At 38.1% G+C, this 21,717-nt stretch carries 20 protein-coding genes; 11 read left to right on the top strand and 9 right to left on the bottom strand.

Annotation, left to right across the window (positions count from 1 at the left end; translation table 11 throughout):
- Positions 1 to 41: 41 nt before the first annotated feature.
- Both prpC and prpB read right to left on the bottom strand, forming a co-directional pair.
- A complete protein-coding gene (prpC, locus tag ACZ5QH_RS10300; protein ID WP_004821331.1) occupies positions 42 to 1,178 on the bottom strand; it encodes a bifunctional 2-methylcitrate synthase/citrate synthase in 1,137 nt (378 codons plus the stop codon).
- A 4-nt stretch (positions 1,179 to 1,182) separates the two neighbouring features.
- Positions 1,183 to 2,067, bottom strand: coding sequence for a methylisocitrate lyase (gene prpB, locus ACZ5QH_RS10295; RefSeq protein ID WP_303576158.1), 885 nt, complete (start codon positions 2,065 to 2,067; stop codon positions 1,183 to 1,185).
- Between the two features lie 236 nt (positions 2,068 to 2,303).
- Between prpB and ACZ5QH_RS10290 the strand changes: the two genes are divergently transcribed.
- The 4 genes from ACZ5QH_RS10290 (at position 2,304) to ppk1 (ending at position 6,885) form a co-directional block, all read left to right on the top strand.
- A complete protein-coding gene (locus ACZ5QH_RS10290; RefSeq protein ID WP_004720703.1) occupies positions 2,304 to 2,957 on the top strand; it encodes a TetR/AcrR family transcriptional regulator in 654 nt (217 codons plus the stop codon).
- Positions 2,958 to 3,085: 128 nt separating this feature from the next.
- A complete protein-coding gene (gene argF, locus ACZ5QH_RS10285) occupies positions 3,086 to 4,006 on the top strand; it encodes an ornithine carbamoyltransferase (protein WP_303576159.1) in 921 nt (306 codons plus the stop codon).
- 95 nt (positions 4,007 to 4,101) lie between these two features.
- The gene (locus tag ACZ5QH_RS10280; protein ID WP_390883187.1) at positions 4,102 to 4,572 is read left to right on the top strand and encodes a hypothetical protein; all 471 of its coding nucleotides are present in this window, start codon (positions 4,102 to 4,104) and stop codon (positions 4,570 to 4,572) included.
- A 207-nt stretch (positions 4,573 to 4,779) separates the two neighbouring features.
- Complete coding sequence (ppk1, locus tag ACZ5QH_RS10275; RefSeq protein WP_303576160.1) at positions 4,780 to 6,885, top strand: polyphosphate kinase 1; 2,106 nt, start codon at positions 4,780 to 4,782, stop codon at positions 6,883 to 6,885.
- Between the two features lie 149 nt (positions 6,886 to 7,034).
- On the opposite strand, the gene ACZ5QH_RS10270 is transcribed toward ppk1, so the two are convergent.
- The 3 genes from ACZ5QH_RS10270 to ACZ5QH_RS10260 form a co-directional block, all read right to left on the bottom strand.
- Positions 7,035 to 8,264 carry a CaiB/BaiF CoA transferase family protein gene (locus ACZ5QH_RS10270; protein WP_151957518.1) on the bottom strand — a complete coding sequence of 410 codons (1,230 nt, stop codon included), beginning with the start codon at positions 8,262 to 8,264 and terminating at the stop codon, positions 7,035 to 7,037.
- 77 nt (positions 8,265 to 8,341) lie between these two features.
- A complete protein-coding gene (locus ACZ5QH_RS10265; RefSeq protein WP_056510935.1) occupies positions 8,342 to 9,658 on the bottom strand; it encodes an MFS transporter in 1,317 nt (438 codons plus the stop codon).
- 247 nt (positions 9,659 to 9,905) lie between these two features.
- On the bottom strand, positions 9,906 to 11,129 hold the full coding sequence (locus ACZ5QH_RS10260) for an acyl-CoA dehydrogenase (protein ID WP_096734036.1): 1,224 nt from the start codon (positions 11,127 to 11,129) through the stop codon (positions 9,906 to 9,908).
- Positions 11,130 to 11,474: 345 nt separating this feature from the next.
- On the opposite strand from ACZ5QH_RS10260, the gene ACZ5QH_RS10255 reads away from it, so the two are divergent.
- A complete protein-coding gene (locus tag ACZ5QH_RS10255) occupies positions 11,475 to 12,428 on the top strand; it encodes a LysR substrate-binding domain-containing protein (protein WP_303576161.1) in 954 nt (317 codons plus the stop codon).
- Positions 12,429 to 12,638: 210 nt separating this feature from the next.
- Here ACZ5QH_RS10255 and ACZ5QH_RS10250 read toward each other — a convergent pair whose 3' ends face one another.
- A complete protein-coding gene (locus tag ACZ5QH_RS10250) occupies positions 12,639 to 12,974 on the bottom strand; it encodes a hypothetical protein (protein ID WP_004720717.1) in 336 nt (111 codons plus the stop codon).
- Positions 12,975 to 13,095: 121 nt separating this feature from the next.
- Here ACZ5QH_RS10250 and ACZ5QH_RS10245 point away from each other — a divergent pair, with 121 nt between their 5' ends.
- The 5 genes from ACZ5QH_RS10245 (at position 13,096) to ACZ5QH_RS10225 (ending at position 17,432) form a co-directional block, all read left to right on the top strand.
- Positions 13,096 to 13,524, top strand: coding sequence for a guanosine-3',5'-bis(diphosphate) 3'-pyrophosphohydrolase (locus tag ACZ5QH_RS10245; RefSeq protein WP_303576162.1), 429 nt, complete (start codon positions 13,096 to 13,098; stop codon positions 13,522 to 13,524).
- A gap of 88 nt (positions 13,525 to 13,612) precedes the next feature.
- Positions 13,613 to 14,512, top strand: coding sequence for a LysR family transcriptional regulator (locus tag ACZ5QH_RS10240; RefSeq protein ID WP_004821316.1), 900 nt, complete (start codon positions 13,613 to 13,615; stop codon positions 14,510 to 14,512).
- 162 nt (positions 14,513 to 14,674) lie between these two features.
- Positions 14,675 to 15,757 (top strand): tRNA (uridine(54)-C5)-methyltransferase TrmA, encoded by a 1,083-nt coding sequence (gene trmA, locus ACZ5QH_RS10235; RefSeq protein ID WP_270382272.1) that lies wholly within the window; start codon positions 14,675 to 14,677, stop codon positions 15,755 to 15,757.
- A gap of 242 nt (positions 15,758 to 15,999) precedes the next feature.
- Complete coding sequence (locus tag ACZ5QH_RS10230; protein ID WP_004720727.1) at positions 16,000 to 16,230, top strand: hypothetical protein; 231 nt, start codon at positions 16,000 to 16,002, stop codon at positions 16,228 to 16,230.
- A 134-nt stretch (positions 16,231 to 16,364) separates the two neighbouring features.
- Complete coding sequence (locus ACZ5QH_RS10225; protein WP_303576163.1) at positions 16,365 to 17,432, top strand: hypothetical protein; 1,068 nt, start codon at positions 16,365 to 16,367, stop codon at positions 17,430 to 17,432.
- A 13-nt stretch (positions 17,433 to 17,445) separates the two neighbouring features.
- Here the strand turns inward: ACZ5QH_RS10225 and ACZ5QH_RS10220 are convergent, their stop codons facing one another.
- Positions 17,446 to 17,799: a YnfA family protein gene (locus ACZ5QH_RS10220; RefSeq protein ID WP_004720731.1), complete on the bottom strand. Its 354-nt coding sequence runs from the start codon at positions 17,797 to 17,799 to the stop codon at positions 17,446 to 17,448.
- A 220-nt stretch (positions 17,800 to 18,019) separates the two neighbouring features.
- Here ACZ5QH_RS10220 and ACZ5QH_RS10215 point away from each other — a divergent pair, with 220 nt between their 5' ends.
- Positions 18,020 to 18,928 carry an alpha/beta hydrolase gene (locus ACZ5QH_RS10215; RefSeq protein WP_303576164.1) on the top strand — a complete coding sequence of 303 codons (909 nt, stop codon included), beginning with the start codon at positions 18,020 to 18,022 and terminating at the stop codon, positions 18,926 to 18,928.
- Between the two features lie 59 nt (positions 18,929 to 18,987).
- Here the strand turns inward: ACZ5QH_RS10215 and clpA are convergent, their stop codons facing one another.
- Both clpA and clpS read right to left on the bottom strand, forming a co-directional pair.
- Positions 18,988 to 21,264, bottom strand: a complete 2,277-nt coding sequence (clpA, locus tag ACZ5QH_RS10210; RefSeq protein WP_004720735.1) for an ATP-dependent Clp protease ATP-binding subunit ClpA — start codon at positions 21,262 to 21,264, stop codon at positions 18,988 to 18,990.
- Between the two features lie 9 nt (positions 21,265 to 21,273).
- Positions 21,274 to 21,699 carry an ATP-dependent Clp protease adapter ClpS gene (clpS, locus tag ACZ5QH_RS10205; protein ID WP_004720737.1) on the bottom strand — a complete coding sequence of 142 codons (426 nt, stop codon included), beginning with the start codon at positions 21,697 to 21,699 and terminating at the stop codon, positions 21,274 to 21,276.
- Positions 21,700 to 21,717: the final 18 nt, after the last annotated feature.

Here is a 21,717-nt window from a genome sequence, read left to right as displayed (position 1 = left end):
AGGCTTTATTTTTACTGCTTTTATCAATCTTGATTAATGGACTATGCTGCTGAACGTTCAGTGATCGGTACAACTTTACGGAGCTCTGGACCAGTATAATCTGCGCTTGGACGAATAATACGATTGTCAGCACGTTGTTCCATTACATGCGCTGCCCATCCTGTAACACGAGACATTACAAAGATTGGTGTGAATAATTTTGTTGCAATATCCATAAAATGATATGCAGATGCATGGAAGAAATCCGCATTACAGAACAACTTCTTCTCACGCCACATCACTTCTTCACAACGTACTGATACTGGGTAAAGCACTGTATCACCAACATCTTTTGCTAAACGCTCAGCCCAAATTTTAATGATGCCATTACGCGGGTCATTGTCTTTATAGATCGCATGACCAAAGCCCATGATCTTTTCTTTACGTTCAAGTTTACCCAGCATTTCACGTTCAGCTTGTTCTGGTGACGTCCAGTTTTCAATCATTTCCATCGCAGCTTCATTTGCGCCACCATGCAAAGGGCCACGCAGTGAACCAATTGCGCCAGTAATACACGAGTGCATATCAGACAATGTTGAAGCACATACACGTGCAGTAAATGTTGAAGCGTTAAACTCATGCTCAGCATAAAGAATTAATGAAACATTCATTACTTGTTCATGTAATTCATTTGGCTTTTCGCCACGTAGTAAATGCAAGAATTGTGCACCGATTGAATCGTCATCGGTATTTTCTTCAATACGTACACCATCATGACTAAAACGGTACCAATAACAAATGATCGCTGGCAAAGTTGCAAGAATACGATCTGCCACATCTTGCTGTTGATCAAATGATTTTTCAGTTTCCAAATTGCCTAACATTGAAACCCCTGTACGCATCACATCCATTGGATGTGAATCAGCAGGAATCCGTTCCAACACTTCTTTTAAAGCTTGCGGTAACTGGCGAAGTGATTTTAATTTGGCTTTATATGTCGCCAACTGTTCTGCTGTAGGCAATTCACCAAAGAAAATAAGGTATGCAACTTCTTCAAATTGGCAATTTTCCGCAAGGTCTTGCACATCATAACCACGATAAGTTAAGCCTGCGCCACTCTTACCTACTGTAGAAAGTGCTGTTTTACCTGCAACTTGACCACGCAATCCTGCGCCTGTAAGTACTTTTCCTTCAGCCATTTTATTATTTCTCCTGGGTGAACAGTTTATCTAGAGTGTTTTCGAAAGTGTGATAATCAAGGAATTCGTAAAGTTCTTTTCGTTGTTGCATACTATCCAGTACATTAACTTGCGTACCATTTTCACGAACTGAACGGAAAACTTCGAGAGCTGCTTTTTGCATTGCACGTGTTGCAGACAATGGATATAGCACCATGCTGATGCCCTGTTCAGCTAACTCTTGGGTGGTGTAATAAGGTGTATCACCAAACTCTGTAATATTTGCAAGAACAGGAACACCTACGGCATCACAGACTGTTTTATACATGGTAATGTCGGTCATTGCTTCAGCAAAGATCGCATCTGCGCCAGCTTCGACACATGCACAGGCACGATCAATCACGGCTTGCAAACCTTCTTTTTGCAATGCATCTGTACGTGCCATCACAACAAAGTTTGAATCTGTTTTTGCATCAACTGCTGCTTTAATGCGATCAACCATTTCTTGTTGAGAAACAATTTCTTTATTTGGACGATGACCACAACGCTTTTGTGCAACTTGATCCTCTATATGGACAGCTGCCGCACCAGCACTAATCATTTGTTTAATTGTCCGTGCAATATTAAATGCACCACCCCAACCTGTATCGATATCAACAAGTAATGGTGTATCTACACGTTCTGTAATACGACGAACATCTTCCAATACGTTGTCTAAGCTGGTCATCCCTAAATCAGGTAAACCATAAGAATAGTTTGCCACACCAGCACCTGAAACATAGATGGCTTTATAACCCACCTGTTTCGCCATCATCGCTGCATAAGCGTTGACTGTACCAATGATTTGTAATGGTTTTTCCACTTCTAGAGCTTGTCTAAATCTTAAGCCTGCAGACGTCTGTTGTGTCATATTCCCTTCCACAGTGGTCACTTGTTTATTGAGTTTTGAGTATAGCCATAATTTATATTTCGCATATGACCATTTAGGTATATTACTCTAAAACTTTAGTCAAAGAAAAATGAATTTTGATTCATTTTTTCATTTTTATGCACTTTTTTTAATCATTTTTTCCAATAGCACGTTTGCTAAGAAATTTATTGACATCTTTGATATAATAGTGACAACCCATTTTTCCTCAGTAATTTATGAACGAAGATTTAGCACAAGTTGAAGCTACAGGATGTGATTTTCCACAAACTAAACGTGGGCATGAGCGTCGCTTGGCATTACTGATTAGTGCAAACGATCTTTTTTTAGAGCACGGTTATGATGCGGTATCTTTAGATGACATCGTGAATCATGCAGGCGGATCAAAAGCCTCGATTTACAAATATTTTGGTAGTAAAGAAGGTCTATTTACAGCGATCTGTGACTATCGTCGTGATTTATTCTTTAAAGATATCTGCATTCCATTTAACCCCGCGTTGAATGAGCTCAGAGCATATTTGATCAATACCTTGATTAACTTTTATAAGCATATGATCATTCCTGAAAATATTGCTTTTATACGCTTGGTCCTTGAACGTTCACAAAAAGACCCTCAATTGGCCGTCTATATTCATGAAAAAGGACCAAAGCAAGTACAACACTCTATTGCATGTGCCTTGGAACGTTGTGTAGAAAATCAAATATTAACCTGTGCAAATCCTTTATTTTCAGCACAATTTTATTTTGGAATTCTTAGAAATTTGGAATGGCGAATTTTAATGGGGATTGAAATCAAAGAATCTGATCAAGAAATATTCAATTGCGTAAGTTATTGTGTAGATCGCTTCTTAGAGGGCCATCAAAAGGTCTAATTTTTTTGCGTTTTCATATTCATATAGTATATTAGCTGATTCTCCTTTTTATTTTCATCAACCACCAACAATGAATTGTTGGTCAATTTCCCTATTGGTTTTGACTAAACAATTATTGTGGAGTAACCATGGCTCTACGACATTTTCTTACTTTACGTGATTTATCCACTGCTGAACTTAACCGTATCATTGAACGTGCTCAAGAGTTAAAGCGAAAACAACACAACAACGAAGTATTTCAACCCTTTGTTGGAAAAGTCATGGGGATGATTTTTGAAAAGTCGAGTACCCGTACTCGTGTATCTTTCGAAGCTGGTATGAGCCAATTTGGAGGCAGTGCAATTTTTCTTTCATCACGCGACACTCAATTGGGTCGTGGTGAGCCAATTGAAGATTCTGCACGTGTGATCTCGAGCATGCTTGATATCGTGATGATTCGTACATTTGGTCATGATATTGTTGAACGTTTTGCTGAATATTCAATAGTCCCGGTTATCAATGCATTAACTGATGACCACCACCCTTGCCAGCTACTTGCGGATGTACAAACATTTGTTGAACATCGTGGTTCGATCAATGGCAAAACTGTGGCTTGGATTGGCGATGGCAATAATATGTGTAATTCATATATTGAAGCTGCGCATATGTGGGGCTTTAAGTTAAAAATCGCGTCACCGAAAGGTTATGAACCAAAACCTGAATTTCTTTCAGAATTTGCACATTGCGTAGAACTTTTTGAATCAGCAGAAGACGCAGCGGTCAATGCAGATCTGATCGTGACGGATGTTTGGGCAAGTATGGGCCAAGAAGAAGAACAAAAAATTCGTGAAAAAGCGTTTGCTGCGTATCAAGTGAATGAAAAATTAATGGATTTAGCACATCCAGATTGTCTATTTATGCATTGCCTACCTGCACATCGCGGTGAAGAAGTTTCTGAAAATATGCTGGATCACAAAAACGCTGTGGTTTGGGATGAAGCAGAAAATCGCCTACACGCACAAAAAGCCTTGGTTGAATTTTTAATCAATGAAAATTTAAACAAAGACTAATTTGTTTTGTTTTAAGATAAATAAGCACCAACTATGGTGCTTATTTTTTGTTTCAGTATAATAAAAACCATATTTTTAATATGTGTATAATTCAAATGAAATTTAAAATAATTCCTTTATTCGTAATGTCAGTGTACATGCTCATTTCTCAAAGTAGTTATGCAACTGAATTAGATGATTATTTGATTCAAAAGAATTTGATTGGACAGGATTATAAAATTATAGATCAACAAAATTTAGATGATGTTTTAACTGCGTTAAGTGAAGAAGACTCTCGCGTGCTGCCTGTACAAGTCGACCAAAACACAGTGATTGAGAAAATTCATATGTATCATGATCATGTTGATTTGCAAGGTTTAATTACATCTAAAGATTTTAATCAGTTTTCAAATAGCATGGGTAAAGAAAAAACTCAGCAACTTTTGATGGAAGGAATGCTTGAAAATTGTCATTTACTTTTTGAAAATGAATTCCAACGTCAAAATCCTTATTATGTAAAAATAAAACTGATGTCTGAACAGAAAGCCTATGAGCTAAAACTCAAAAATGAGCAATGCAAATTTTAATTTGTAATAATATTGTCTTGGTGCATTGTATCAGTTCACATTTTGTCTAAGCAGATTCGGTTTTTTTTCAAGTTGATCTAACGATTAAAAAATTAATATTTTTTAATCGTTTAAGATTAAGACAATTTTCAAAATTTTAACTATCTGTAACAATTTTGTCATGTAGAATACTTACTATGCCCTTCAAGGTCGTTAAGACAGTTTCAAATGACGCAGATCATGCCCGCTTCAAAAAGTTTAACCACGCCTGAATTTCAACATAGCTCTAGCAGCTATATTAATCGTGAAATTTCCTTACTGGAATTTCATAAACGTGTGTTAGCCCAAGCAAAAGATGAAACTCATCCTCTGCTTGAACGATTGAATTTTCTCATTATTTTTTCACGTAATTTAGATGAGTTTTTTGAAATTCGTGTCGCTGGATTAATGAAACAACTGGACTTCAAAACCATTACTACAGCGCCAGATGGTATTCCAAACGAAGTTATTCTTGAGCAAATTTCACATAACGCACATCTTGCGATTCAAGAACAATACGATACCTTAAACCATGTGTTATTGCCTGAGTTAGAAAACTATGGCGTCAAATTCATCCAATATAATGATATTTTAGAAAAACACGCGGAATGGATTAAAAATTACTTTTTTAAACAAGTACAACCTGTTGTAACACCAATTAGCTTAGATCCAGCTCACCCTTTTCCGCGTTTGGTTAATAAAAGCTTAAACTTTATTGTCACCTTAGAAGGAAAAGATGCTTTTGGTCGTCAGATTGAACTGGCCATTGTACCCGCACCTCGTTCCTTACCGCGTGTTGTACGCTTACCAAACGAGCTCACAGACGGCGCAGAACATTACATTTTATTGTCAGCCATTATCCAACAGCATATCAGTGATTTATTCCCCGGCATGACGGCAACAGGATGCTATCAATTCCGTGTTACCCGTAATGCTGACTTAACTTTGGCAGAAGATGTCGATGATTTGGCAGTGGCATTGAAAGATGAATTATCTTCACGCCGTTTTGGTCGTGCAGTTCGTTTAGAAATCGCAGATAATTGCCCAAATTCAATTAATAATTATTTACTAGAACAATTTGATTTAGATCCACAACATCTTTATCAAGTGAATGGCCCTGTCAATTTAACACGTCTGATTACTGATTTTGATATTCCAGAATTAAGGTTTAAGCCGTATCAAGCCGTTATTCCCAAAGCCTTAAGAAATTCAAATAAAATATTTGAAATATTAAGCAAGCAAGATTTGCTATTACATCATCCATTTGATTCTTTCCAACCCGTTATCAATCTACTCAAAGAAGCGGCAAAAGACCCCAATGTTTTAGCAATTAAACAAACTTTATATCGTAGTGGTCCTGACTCAGAAATTGTACAAGTGCTGGCAGAAGCCGCTCGCAATGGGAAAGAAGTTACAGCGATTATCGAATTGCGTGCGCGTTTTGATGAAGAATCCAATATTATCGTCGCAAATCTTCTACAAGAAGCTGGCGCAGTTGTGGTGTATGGTATTGTTGGTTATAAAACCCATGCCAAAATGATTTTAATTGTGCGACGTGAAATCGATAAACTTAAACGTTATGTACACCTTGGCACAGGCAACTACCATGCTGGAAATGCACGGATGTATACCGACTATGGTTTACTGACTACAAATGATGAAATTTGTGAAGATGTACATAAGATCTTCCAAGAGCTGACAGGTATGGGTAAATTGTTAAAGTTAAAAAAACTCTTTCATGCTCCTTTCACCTTACACTCTCAGCTATTACATTTGATTGAGCAAGAAACAGCACATGCAAAAGCGGGTAAAAAAGCCCGTATCATCATTAAAGTCAATGCATTGACTGAACCTAAGCTGATTACAGCTTTGTATAAAGCATCTCAAGCTGGGGTTAAAATAGAGCTAATTATTCGTTCGATTTGTTGTTTAAGACCACAAATTGAAGGACTTTCTGAAAATATTAAAGTTCGTTCTATTGTCGGGCGCTTCCTAGAACATACTCGTGTTTATTATTTTTATAATGATGCCAATGAGGACTTATACTGCGCAAGTGCTGACTGGATGGGTCGAAACTTATTTTCTCGGGTCGAAACTTGCTTTCCAATTGAAGATAAAAAGCTTAAAAAACAGATTATTGAATATGGGCTACTCAGTTATTTAAAGGACAATATTCGTGCTTGGGAACTCGATGCCAATGATCAATGGCATGCAGTTCAACCCAAAGATGCTGAAAAACCTTATATTGCCCAACAGGTGTTGATGCAACAACGGATTATTCCCACTACAGCGTAATTCTTCCATATTGTTATTATCATTAATTCAGAACAGCCCTCCTTAAAAAGGAGGGTTTGAATGATTAATGCGGCATTGCAGCCCCCCAATCAAGGTATCACGTTGATTGATCCTATGCGTTGATTTCAATATTCTTTAAAATCAGCTGACTATAAGCCAATACCCTCAATAACCCCTTGTTGCTTTAACTGTAACAATTCATCATCTGAACAAAATTCTTCTAAAATCACTTTGGTATGCTCCCCTAAACGTGGCGGTGCATTACGATATTCAACAGGCGTTCCTGTCATTTTAATCGGTGAACCAATCACATTAAAATCAGGATTATCTGTATGTGGAATATTGACCACCATTTTACGATATTGAATTTGGGGTTCATCTAAAGCATCTGCAACAGAATTAATCACGCCAACAGGTACTTTCACTGCATGAATTGCATCGACCCAATGCTTCGCGGTATTTGATAAAAAATATTCAGACAACAAAGCAACCAATTCTTGACGATATTTCACCCGATCTTGATTACGGAGATAGTTTGGTTGATCTAACAATTCAGGTTTTCCAATCGCAATACATAAATCTTTAAATTGTTTATCATTGCCACAGGCCAGAATAAACTCCTTATCTTGCGCTTTAAAAGTCTGATAAGGCACAATATTGGGATGATGATTGCCCATTCGTTGAGGTGCGATACCTGAACTTAAATAGTTCATACCTTGGTTGGCGAGTCCAGCAACCTGTACATCTAACAACGACATATCAATATACTGCCCAACACCTGTTTGCTGACGAGAAATCAGTGCCGCCTGAATCGCAATTGTTGCATATAGCCCAGTCTGAATATCAACCACCGCCACACCAACTTTTTGTGAACTTGCCCCTAACTCTCCTTCTTTCTCGCCAGTAATACTCATCAAGCCAGACATACCTTGAATGATAAAGTCATAACCCGGTTCTTCTGCACGCGGCCCATCTTGACCAAAACCAGTGATAGAGCAATAAATCAATTTTGGATTAATATGTTTGAGGGTTTCATAATCCAATCCATATTTTTTCAATGAACCTGCTTTAAAGTTTTCAATCACAATATCTGCGGTTTTCACCATGTGTTGTAGTAATCGCTGCCCATCCTGCGTTGCCATATCAATTGCCACTGAGGATTTATTGCGATTCGCAGATTGATAATATCCAGATTCTCGTGTCGCTCTACCCTGTTGATCAAGCATCCACGGCGGGCCCCACATACGGGTGTCATCACCAACTTTAGGGCGCTCAATCTTAATCACTTCGGCGCCTAGATCTGCAAGAACTTGTCCACACCACGGACCTGCCAGTACTCGACTCAGATCTAAAACTCGAATTCCTTGTAATGCACCCATATGTTTACCTCTATGTCAGGAGTAAGTGAATACTCCTCAATTTTACGATTTACTGCATCTGTTTAAACAAGCGTTGACTATTGTTGTTGTGGGTCATATTGACGATCTTTGATAAATAAGCCAGGCAGCACCCCTGCAACAAAGTAAGCTGCGCCCATCACGATAAATGCCGTCATAAATGTTCCGCCCGAAGCAAGGAAACCAATGGTTGCTGGGGCAATAGCTGCACCCACTCGCCCAATGTTATATGCACCACCAATTGCTGTACCTCGGACATCGGTAGAAAATGATTCCGCCATATAGGTCGCATTTACGCCATAAGGAATGCCATATAAGAAACCAAAAGTGATCAATAAGTACAAAATATTGTCTGGTGTATTAAAGATAATAATCACAGGTAAGAAGACAGCGCTGGCTATGGTACCGAACACAAATACTGCACGACGATTAAATTTATCTGCCAAATATCCCGCTAAGATCTTGCCTAGAATCATCGCTGTATATGAACCTACCATATAGCTGGTCATGTTTTTAAAGTTCATATGCACTTCTGTTTCTAGATAACTCGGCATCCAATTGTTGATTCCGTAGTAACCAAATTGTAAGAAGAAGGCCGTAGTCATCCACAATAAAAACATTTTACGGTGCTTAAAGTTGGCAAAAATTTGTTTATAAATACTGCCACTTTTTGCTTTCTCGGGAACTGTAGCTTCAACTGGTTTTTTGCCTTGAAGCTGATTGATTTTGTTGAGCTGCCAAGACTTTGGTTCAGGTACAAAGCGTTGCAAGAAAATATTGATAAATGCTGGAATAACCGTGATAAAAAACAAGACTCTCCAACCATGATCAGGAATAATCGCACCAGCTAATAATGTAGCAACAATATATCCAACGGTTTGCCCGGTTTGTAATGTACCCAATACCGTAGTCCGATACGTTGTAGGAACATATTCAGCCATAAGGGTATTGCATGCCATATAAAGCGCCCCAATCCCTAGCGCACCAATAAATCGTAATGCCATAAATTGTTCAAAACTTTGGGTAAAGCCTAACAAACATGTTGCAACTGAGAAAAACGATACAGAATTGGCAATGGTACGTACGCGGCCAAACTTATCACATGCCCATCCACCTAGAATCCCACCAATCCCCATACCTGCCAGAGAGGCACTGCCTAAGGCGCCAGCCTGAAAAGTAGATAATGCAAACTCACCTTTTAAACTGGTTAAGCTATAGGACAACAACATGATATCTACGCCATCGACGACCATAGCGAAATAGGCGAATAAAAGTGCCCATTTCCAAGTATTTGGGCCTATTTTTTCAAAGGTTCCAATATTGGATGGCATGGATAATTTTGTTGAAGTTGTAACTGATCGAACATCATTGTTCATTTTTCCTCTACCTCATTTTCCCAAATGAGTCATCGGTCACTTTTTATCTTTCTCTCTACTTATTTCTTTGTTATTTTTATTGCATCAATCTAGAGTTAAGTATGAGAGTTAAAAGAATAATCAGATATTTTTCACGATGAATCCTTTTATCATTGATTTATTTTTACCTTAGTTTTTATAAAATTTAAGGCAAAAAATCCTACAAGGGATGCTAGATTTAAGCATCCCTGTTTTAAAACAGTTGATTTTAGTTACTAAAGGCAGCAATACCAGTTTGTGCACGCCCGAGAATTAAGGCATGTACATCATGGGTACCTTCATAGGTGTTGACTACTTCTAGATTGACCAGATGGCGAGCGACACCGAATTCATCACTGATGCCATTGCCACCCATCATGTCTCGAGCAACACGCGCAATATCTAAAGCTTTACCACAATTGTTGCGTTTAATCAGTGAAGTGCCTTCAACAGAAGCAATGCCTTCATCTTTCATACGACCAAAACGTAATGCGATTTGCAGCCCTAAAGCAATTTCAGTTTGCATATCTGCAAGTTTCTTTTGCACCAATTGATTCGCAGCCAATGGGCGTCCAAATTGTTTACGATCCATCGTATATTGATGTGCAGTGTGCCAGCAAAACTCTGCCGCCCCCATCGCGCCCCATGCAATACCGTAACGTGCACTATTTAAACAAGTAAATGGTCCACGCAAACCACGAATTTCGGGAAATGCATTTTCTTCAGGAACAAAAACATTGTCCATCACAATTTCACCAGTAATCGATGCACGCAAACCGACTTTGCCATGAATCGCAGGCGCAGAAAGTCCTTCCCAACCTTTTTCTAAGATAAAGCCACGAATTTCACCGACATTGCCTTCAGCAGAAACTTCTTTGGCCCAGACCACAAATACATCAGCGATTGGACTATTGGTGATCCACATTTTTGCGCCAGTCAGACGATAACCACCTTCGACCTTTTTGGCACGGGTGATCATACTGCCTGGATCTGAACCATGATCAGGTTCTGTTAAACCAAAACATCCAATAAACTCGCCAGTAGCTAATTTAGGTAAGTACTTTTGTTTTTGCTCTTCAGAACCAAATTCATTGATAGGCACCATCACCAATGAGCTTTGTACACTTGCCATTGAACGATAACCCGAATCTACGCGTTCAATTTCACGGGCAATAAGGCCGTAACTGACATAGTTTAGACCTGCACCACCGTATTCTTCAGGGATTGTCGGCCCCAGCAAACCTAGCTCACCCATTTCACGAAAAATAGAAGCATCTGTTTTTTCATGGCGGAATTGTTCCAAAACTCTTGGCATCAGTTTGTCTTGTGAATAGGCATAAGCAGCATCACGAATCATGCGTTCTTCAGAAGTAAGTTGCTGTTCCAATAAAAATGGGTCTTGCCAGTTAAATTGAACACGTGCCGTTTTTGTAGAATTAACCATTTGATTCATAGCATCCTTTGCTGAACATATCTTGTTGTCTTAGTAGTGATGTTAGGTGTGAAAATTCATACTTTCAAACGATTAATTCTCACTCAGATATTCCATTTACGCATATCTTATGTTTTTATAATATGGCTCGCTCAATGACTACGGTTCAAGTATGCGGGTATTAAACGAGGCTTTTTAACAGATTTTTATCATCTTTACATCCTCTTATAAATTTTCATTCGAGGTAAAACCAAGTGGTTTGATGGAAGATTCATTACATACATCTGCTTTGCTTTAAGTTCTTTTTGCTAGATATAAATAGATTAAATTTAGTCTTAACTAAACTTTGATATTCAAGGAATGAATATGCGTAGAATGATTCCCTCATTACAATCATTGATATGTTTTGAAGCGGCTGCCAAGCATCTAAGCTATACCTTTGCAGCTCAAGAGCTGCATCTTACTCAAAGTGCCATCTCTCGCCAAGTACAACAACTCGAAGATTTTTTAGGACTCAATCTATTTAACAGAACACGGCATGGCGTTGAATTAACACAAGCGGGTGAACATTATTATAAAAACATCAAAGCTCATTTATTGGGTATTGAGCAAAGCACACTCGATTTAATGAGCCATAAAGGTTTAGGCGGTACGCTAAAATTGGGGGTTGTACCGACATTTGCAACACGCTGGCTGTTACCCCGACTATATAAGTTCAATGAAATATACCCTGAAATTACCATTCATTTAGAGACCAGTACCAAACCCTTTTTATTCAGTGAGCATATTTTTGATGCTGCAATATATACTGGTACACCTGCACAAATTGAAAATTGGCCGGGTGCAAAAGTCCACTATTTAATGAATGAAGATGTTGTTCCTGTGTGTTCTGCTGAGTTAATTTTTAAGCATTTTCCAGAACTAAGAGGGCCTTCCGGAGATTTACGTCGAAGCTTAACGGCGGAAGAGATTGCCACGCTGCCCTTACTCCAACAAACCACACGCCCCTATATTTGGAAAGAGTGGTTTGAAGTTTCTGGTTATGAGCATCCTTTTGCATTAGAAGGACAACGGCATGAATTATTTTCGATGCTTGCGGTGGCAGCCATACATCATATGGGGGTTGCGCTTATTCCACAAAAACTACTGGAAAAAGAACTGCGTTCAGGTGATTTAATTATCGCCTCAGAAATTAAGCTAAAAGGTTCACGTGCCTATTATTTTGTCTATGCAGAACAACAGCAAACACCCCTCATTGCTAAATTTGTTGAATGGTTATTGACAGAAGTTGAACAATCACAAAGTAATTTTTTAAAATAACGCGATTTCGAGTTAAACAATAGTTTGTTCAAGATTTATAGAATGCCGTTTAGCTTCTATATTGTGATGATAAAAACTCAAACTGTAGGAGATGGAAAGAACAGCGCCTACAACAGAAAATACAAGCCTACTCCGCTATTTTTAATACCTATACAGCATTTTTAATAAGAGTAGGCTAAAAAACAAATGAATGACTACCGATCTTAAAATTTAAGCGCTAAATCCAATATAACGATAAAAATCTTGATCCCCTACAACACCTAAGCTTGTTTTATAAATCAGGTAATCAGGATAATTACTCTCAGATAATTCATTGAAAATATTCAATCCCTGATCATCATGAGCATGGATTTCATCGACGCTACGGGGCATGGTCGCTTCAAATTCATCTGAAATATATTCAAAGCCCAAATCCATCGCAATAAACAAGGTATGTATACATGGTTGTAGATATTGTTCTTCATTCCAATCAATGACCGCATGTTGGCAATGTGGGCATGTAACATTTTCTTGAGAATTTTCTAAAGTGATCAGTTGAAATGGCATACGCTTTGGAACAGAATAAAATTGTATTTTAAACGAGTTAGGGAAATTAAACACTCGTTTTAGATAAATCTAAAATTGCTTTTCATATTTTATAAATACACGAAACAAAGCTAAGGATATTATGTCAACGATTGAAAAAGCGATTGCTTTAGCAGCTCGTAAACACGCAGGCCAAAAAGATAAAGCGCAACAGCCTTATATTTTTCACCCTCTGAGGTTGATGTTCAAAGTTAAAACACCCAATCAACAGATTGTTGCTGTATTACACGACATCTTAGAAGATACCGACACCACTGTGGTCGATTTAATCTCACTTGGCTTTAGTCAAGAAATTGTCGATGCCGTTGTTGCCTTGACCCAAAAAGAAGGTGAATCTAGAATCGAAGCCGCCTACCGTGCAGTAAAAAATCCAATTGCACGTGTGGTAAAACTGGCAGATGTTGCTGATAACATGGATATCACCCGTATTCCACATCCGACCACTAAAGACCTTTTAAGATTAGAAGAATATAAGCAAGTTCAAAATATTCTCATGACAGGCAATGCCTAATCTTAGAAAATTTTCACAATTAACAAGTTGACTTGATGCAACAATTAAGTTTAATAGTGCGTCATTGTTGCAATTATGGAATGTATTTATGCTCACTGATTTGGATGACTTTTACTGCTTTGGTTTGGTTGTAGAGCATGGGGGATTTAGTGCGGCTGAACGTGCAACGGATATTCCTAAATCCAAGCTCAGTCGCCGTGTATATAATTTAGAAGAAAAATTAGGGGTTCGTTTAATTCAACGAAGTTCACGTCATTTCGCAGTTACAGACATTGGCATGAATATTTACCGCCATGCCCAAGTGATGATGAATGCAGCACAATCAGCGCATGATCTGGTTGATCATCTCAGTGAACAACCACGTGGTGTGATTAAAGTCAGTGTACCTGTGACGGTTGCGCAAAGTGAATTGTCCAAAATCCTTCCTGACTTTTTAAAAACTTATCCTGAAATCAGAGTACAACTTTTAGTCAGTAATCGTCGAGTAGATATCATCAATGAAGGTTTTGATGTTGCCTTGCGTGTGCGCGCAAATCTGGACGATGACCCGAGCTTAGTGCTGAGAAAGTTTGGACATATTGAACAGCACCTTCTTGCAAGCCAAGCCTATTTAAATGAATTTGGTATGCTCAAAAAACCAGAAGATTTATCTGAACACCGAATTTTAAGTATGGTTGATGAGCACTTAGATCAACAAATGGTGTTACATGACAGTGAAAATCAACAGAAAAAAATTAAAGTTAACCCGATACTCATGGGATCGGATTTAATGATGCTGGCAAAATTAGCCAGTCAAAATTGTGGTATTGCCTTACTTCCTGATACTATTGCTAATGATTTTGTCGCCACAGGTGAATTGGTTCGTGTCTTACCTGAATGGAAAGCACCGCACGGGATCTTTCACGCTGTTTACCCTTCTCGCCGAGGCTTACTCCCTGCGGTAAGAGTCTTTATTGACTATTTGGTTAAGCACTTAAGTAAGTGTTGAGTAACTTATCTTCATCGTCACTTTGATTAAATAATCCTAGGATTATTTCAATAGACAAACCGATCTAAATAAATTGACAAAGATGGACTGCAATCTGGTGTCCATCTGGTGCTATTTTTGATACCATCGCTACTGCTTAATTCCAATGTTTTTCTGATTTATATGACTTCATCTTATCAACAACAGCTTGATGCCAAAATTGAACGAATCCAAACTCAATTCGCAGAATTTAATCCACCTTCGTTAGAAGTATTTGCTTCACCTGAACAAAACTTCCGTATGCGTGCAGAATTCCGAATTTGGCATACTGAAGATGATATGTTCTATGCCATGTTTGAACGAGATGAAAATCAACAAAAAACTGTTGCTCGTATCGATGAATTTCCGATCGCAGATCAAAGTATAAATCAGCTTATGCCAGTTTTATTGGCTGAGCTAAAAGCCAATTCAGTCTTATCAAAACGGCTTTTTGAAGTGCATTTTCTAGCAACGCTCAAGGGCGAAATGCTGGTTTCATTGATTTACCGTGCGCCACTGAGTGAAGAATGGGAAGTTTTAGCAAAACAATTGGCTGATAAGCTGAATGTTAAAATCATTGGTCGCAGTCGCGGACAAAAAGTTGTCTTAACCGATGAATTTGTTGTGGAAGAATTGCAAGTCTTTGAGCGTAAATTTCAATATAAGCAAATTGAAAGTAGCTTTACTCAACCCAATGCACAAGTTTGCCAAAAAATGTTGCAATGGGCTTGTCAGTCAGTAGAGGGAGAAAATAAAGACCTACTCGAATTGTACTGTGGTAATGGTAACTTTACCCTTCCCTTATCCTTGAGTTTTAACCGTGTTTTGGCAACTGAATTAGCGAAATCTTCGGTCTATGCGGCACAGTGGAATATTCAACAGAATCAGATCGACAATATTCAAGTTGCACGCCTTTCAGCAGAAGAATTTACTCAGGCCTATAACGGAGAACGTGAATTCCGTCGTTTACAAGAAGCAGAAATAGACATTCAGGGCTATGAGTTTGATACAGTTTTTGTCGACCCACCAAGAGCAGGGATTGATGACGATACCTTAATGCTATTGCAAGGTTTTCAACGTATTCTTTATATTTCATGCAATCCAGACACATTACATGATAATTTAAAAACCTTGCTTAAAACCCATAAAATTGTGAAATTTGCGATGTTTGATCAATTCCCCTACACCCATCATGTAGAATCTGGGGTTCTTCTCGAAAAAATTTAAACAATTTATTACAAGATTAGACTGCCATGTAAATTAGCATGGCAGCTACTTCTTTAAATTATTTATTGATATATCATTAAGTTATAAATCATTTAAAACATGGCCTTTTAACAAACCGTTTAAAACATATCAAATCATCGAAAAAATCAGCCTATAACTCGACCATCTATTTCGCTCAGATCTTGTATTTTATTAAAAAACGGCTATATTTCGAACTATGTTAGGTTGTGTATGAAGGCTCTATGAGTTTTTGGCAAAAGCTGTTTACGGCTGAAGATACATTGCAAAATGAACATAAAAATCAAATTGCATGTGTTGAAAATGATTGCTCTTGTAAATCCAATGATCAACTTTTATCAGCGTTGATGAAAGCGACAGATCAGGATGTAATTACTGGGATTAAAAAGGTACTTATCTCTAGAGGTTTCAGTAAAAAAGAGTTAAACCAATTACAGCATCCACCTATTCAATAGTCATGGATGACCGCTAAGAAAGAAAAAGCATTCAGTTTACTGGATGCTTTTTTAATTCCAATAGAACAGCTTTTGATGTTTCTCCTTGGCTTGTATACAATTATTTCAAAGAATAGATAAACGCAGAATCAACAATGAAAATTAAAATTCTAATTTTTTTATTATCACTCAATGCTTCAATTAGCTATGCAGATATCAACGATGATGAGATTCAAGCCATAGAAGATTTAACGGATCAAGTATTAGCAACCAAAAATCTTGCCAAACTTGAACCACAGATTAAGGCTCAAATCCAGAAAGCCCAACCCAATGTGCAAAAACTGTTAAAAGCCAAAGACATTGAATATAACGATTCTGTTTATTTACACAACTATGCGATTCTAACTTCTGGATATGCTGAATATTTGCTTGAACAACACTGCACCACGCTCTCTCAGCCTTTTCAAGAACTTACTGAACAAGCGTATTTTGCGTTAAAAAAGCGTGATCCTAACGATACAATCGCAATCAATAATTTAGGTTTATTCTATGCGCAAATGTCGGTGTATTATCGGAAAAACATAGACCCAACACCACGTCTAAACTATTTGCTAAAGGCTGAACAATTATTTGAGACCTTAATGAAGTTGCAACCAGACAATGAGGAGTATGAGAAAAATTATTATGCTGTACTCAGTGACAAACTGATGCTGTTACAGAAATATCATCGTGATCAGAATGAGCAAAAACGCCTCATCAATATACTTAAAAAGCCTTTATTTCACTATTTATCTGATCCCAATCAAGCTTTCGATGCAGGAAATTTTATTATTTTAGCGCAACAGTATTTTAAATATCTCAATCGTGAAGACCCGAAACTTGCTGAAAAATGGTTGCGTGATAATCAGGCTAAAATTGAAGCTGTGGTGAATAAGAATCGTAAGCAAACTCAGCGAGAAAAGGAATTCCTCGCTGAATTCTATGCGCAGCTTGGTCAAACGGATCGAGCATTGTCCTACTTAAAACAATTAGAATTTTCTGATGAGAACAATACAGAACCATCCTCATTTGAAAATGAGCCCAATCTTGCCAATTTAAGGCTAAATCCTGAATATCAGAAATGGTTTAAACAATATAAACAGGATTATGCTGCATACCGTAAAGCAATTCCCAAAGTATGTAAGATCAGCCAGCTTGAAACAACACAAGATACTTCAGGATAATGCTGTTGGAGACTTAACGAATCAAACCTTGCGGTTGCAGAATAATCACCAAAGCCCCAATGATTACAATACATCCACCAAACAAATCCCAGCGAGTTAGGCTGACTTGATCGACAAATTTCAGCCACATCAGTGCACTAAAGATATAGATACCGCCATATGCAGCATAAATACGCCCTGAAGCAGCCGGGTGCAAGGTTAATAGCCAGACAAATACCGCCAAACTTAAAACGGTAGGTATCCATAACCAATGGCTTTTATTTTGATTCAGAATCAAATAAGGAAAATAACAACCTAAAATTTCTGCAACAGCTGTGACAAGAAATAATAAAATCGTAGTTAAAATTTTAGTAAATGCAATGTCCATTGATACTCAAAGAATAATCATGAAGTTAGAGTATATGTGATTTTCACGCGAGCTAAGCAATAAAATTTTGAGCAGACTAAAACAACTAAGCTTTTATCTATAAATTGTAGTTGTTGTTTGCCTCATCCACAAAAGCATACATTTTTAAAATATGTTGATGAATGTGCCTTGTTTAAAATAGGATAAAATATCAGCATCTACATTTTTTGGTTTTTTATGAATGAAAATAAATCATTTCGTGTTTAATTTCTTCATTTTCCTCTGGCTTAGCCAAAATGTAGATGCAGCAACACTGAGTTTTCCACTGTGGCCCAATAGCGCGACACTGGCACCATCCAGTGAACAATATACGATAAATAAGCATGGTGCTATTGAGCATATCATCTCTCCTCAACTGCGCGTATATTCCCCCAAACAGAGCAATCACATCGCTATTTTAGTTATTAGTGGTGGGGGTTATGCCAGAGAGGAATTGGCCAAAGAAAGCACGCCAACTGCACAGTTTTTACAAGAACAGGGATTTACCGTATTTGAATTAATTTACCGCTTACCTAATCAGGATGGCAATAATCTGCTTGCGCCCTTTCAAGATGGCCAAAGAGCCCTGCGTATCATTCGTTATCATGCACATCAATTCAACATTGATCCAGACAAAATTGGTGTATTGGGTTTCTCCGCAGGTGGGCATTTAGCTGGAATCATTGCGACACAATGGCAACAACAATTTTCGAGTTTAAATGATCCGATTGATCAAATTTCCGCTCGGTCTAATTTTGTGGCGCTACTCTATCCAATCATTAGTATGCAAGCGCCGCTAGATCATACCCATGCTTATAAAAGCTTATTTGGATCAAAACATGATTTAGCCAAACAAATCTTGTTTTCAGTAGATTTACAAGTCAAACAGAATACACCTCCAACCTTTTTAGCCCACGCCATTGATGATCCGATTTCACCTGTTCAGAATAGCCTCAATATGCAAACCGCTTTGCAGCAACACAAGATCGCTTATGAATTACATCTTTTCAAAAATGGTGGACATGGTTGGGGCTTAGGCAAAGCCAATACTGAAACAACACAATGGCCAGCATTATTCCAAGCTTGGTTAAAGAAAATTGATATTTTATAAGCGTCTAATTCAAAAAATAACCCGCAATCAATGCGGGTTATTTTAAAGCTCATTCACAACTATGCTGGTTCAGCAGTCTGATCTTCAAAGACTTCTAATGTAAGCCCTACCGCCTTACCATTTTCTTTCTTCACAGAGACAGCAACGTTACCACCATGATCTGCAAGCTCACCAAATAGAATCATCTCAGCAAGTGGTTTCTTCAAATGTTCTTGAATCAAACGTTGCATTGGGCGAGCACCCATTAAACGGTCATAGCCATTCTCAGCCATCCAATCGCGAGCAGATTGATCAACTTCCAGTACCACTTTTTTATCATCTAACTGCGCTTGGAGTTCGGTTAAGAATTTATCAACAACAGACTCAATCACTGTGGTAGGCAATGCTTTAAACTGAATTACACCATCTAAACGGTTGCGGAACTCTGGTGCAAATGCACGTTTCATCGCTTCTTGATTGTCATTACTATTGTCTTGCTCAGTAAAACCGATACTGTTACGAGAAATACTTTCAGCACCGATATTGGTAGTCAATACAATAATCACATTACGGAAATCAGACTTACGTCCATTGTTATCGGTTAAAGCACCATGATCCATGACTTGTAATAACAAGTTAAAAACATCTGGATGTGCTTTTTCAATTTCATCTAATAACAAGACACAGTGCGGATTCTTATGAATCGCGTCAGTCAGTAAACCACCTTGATCATAACCAACATAACCTGGAGGCGCACCAATCAAACGAGAAACAGCATGACGCTCCATATATTCAGACATATCGAAACGAACAAGCTCTACACCCAGCAATTTTGCCAATTGCTTGGTCACTTCTGTTTTACCAACACCTGTAGGACCAGCAAAGACAAAACTACCCACTGGTTTATCTGGTGCTTTCAAACCTGCACGTGACAGTTTAATCGCAGAAGCCAAAGCTGTAATCGCTTCATCTTGACCAAATACCACACGTTTAAGATCACGCTCTAGATATTCAAGTACCGATTTATCATCTTTAGATACTGTTTTTGGCGGGATACGTGCAATCTTCGAAATAATATCTTCGATATTTTCAACTGTAATCAAGGTATCATCTTGTTCAGCTTTTAAACGACGCTGTGCACCAGCTTCATCAATCACATCAATCGCCTTGTCTGGCAAGAAACGATCATTAATAAATTTAGCAGACAACTCAACCGCTGAAACTAGCGCAGTATCTTCATATTTAACATGATGGAAATCTTCAAACTTGCTTTTCAAACCACGCAAAATATCAATTGTTTCTGAAATAGAAGGCTCATTCACATCAATTTTCTGGAAACGACGTGATAGTGCATGATCTTTTTCAAATACTTGGCGATATTCTTGGAAAGTGGTTGAACCAATACAACGTAAACTACCATTCGCCAACGCAGGTTTGATTAAATTCGATGCATCCATGGTACTGCCCATACTTGAGCCAGCACCAATGATCATATGAATTTCATCGATAAATAAAATTGCTTCTGGTTTCTTTTTCAAAGCATTGAGAAGCTGTTTCAAGCGTTTTTCAAAGTCACCACGGTATTTTGTACCCGCAACCAATGCACCGATGTCTAAACTAAACACTTCAGCAGTCGCAAGTGGCTTAGGCGCTTTACCATTCACAATCAACCATGCCAGACCTTCAGCAATGGATGTTTTACCCACACCAGGATCACCCACAAGCAATGGGTTGTTTTTACGGCGACGGCAAAGAATTTGAGCAGTTCGTTCAATTTCTTTTTCACGCCCAATTAAAGGATCAGTTTTGCCTTTTTGCGCTTCAATATTCAAATTCAAAGTATAAAGTTCAAGTGGCCCAGCATTTGCTGAAGCATTTGATTCACCTTCTAAATCATCAGATTCTTCTTCAACTTGAATTTCTTCTTTACGCGCACCGTGTGACAAATATTGGGTTAAAGTCAAACGATTGATTTGATGTCGTTTTAGTAAATAAACGGCAAAAGAATCTCGCTCAGAGTACATCGCAACCAGTACATCTGCACCCTCTACTGTGCGATCACCCCCACTTGACTGAACGTGGAAAATTGCACGTTGTAAGATACGGTCAAAACTTTCAGTTGGATGAGGGGCTTGGTCGTTGTTTTCTCCTAGTTTAGGGGTATGTTGTTCTACATACTCCTCTAACTCTTTGCGCAAACTGATAATTTCAGCACCGCATGCTTTTAAGGCATTTACCGCTGAATCGTTATCAAGTAAAGCCAATAATAAATGTTCAACCGTAAGAAACTCATGTCTCTTTTGACGAGCCATGCTAACAGCCAAACGGAGTGAAACTTCTAATTGACGACTGAGCATGAAACCCCCTTATTCTTTTGGCTCAATCTGACAAAGCAATGGATGACCTTGAGATCGAGCGTAGTTATTAACTTGGTTGGCTTTAGTCTCCGCAATGTCTCTTGGATAAACACCAGCTTCACCTTTTCCTTCATAATGTACTGTTAACATTACTTGAGTGGCTTGGTCAAGATTCAAAGCAAAGTATTGTTGTAAAATTTCAATAACAAAGTCCATCGGAGTGTAATCATCGTTCAATAAAACGACAGAATACATCGGTGGTCGCTTCACTTCAGGTGGTGCAGTTTGTACTGCAACATCTGCTTGATCATGGTCTGGATGGTTTGGATCTTCTGAATTACTTATACGAATACTCAAGTGCCAATCTATAAATCCTGAATCACGGAATGATGATTTCACTTCATTTAAACTCATTTGACGTTTATTAGTTCGCATATTTTTCAAAATACTTAT

Source organism: Acinetobacter sp. Ac8, from assembly GCF_055392545.1.
The sequence above is the reverse complement of the archived record's forward strand: the minus strand, read 5'-3'. Positions and strand labels throughout refer to the sequence as shown.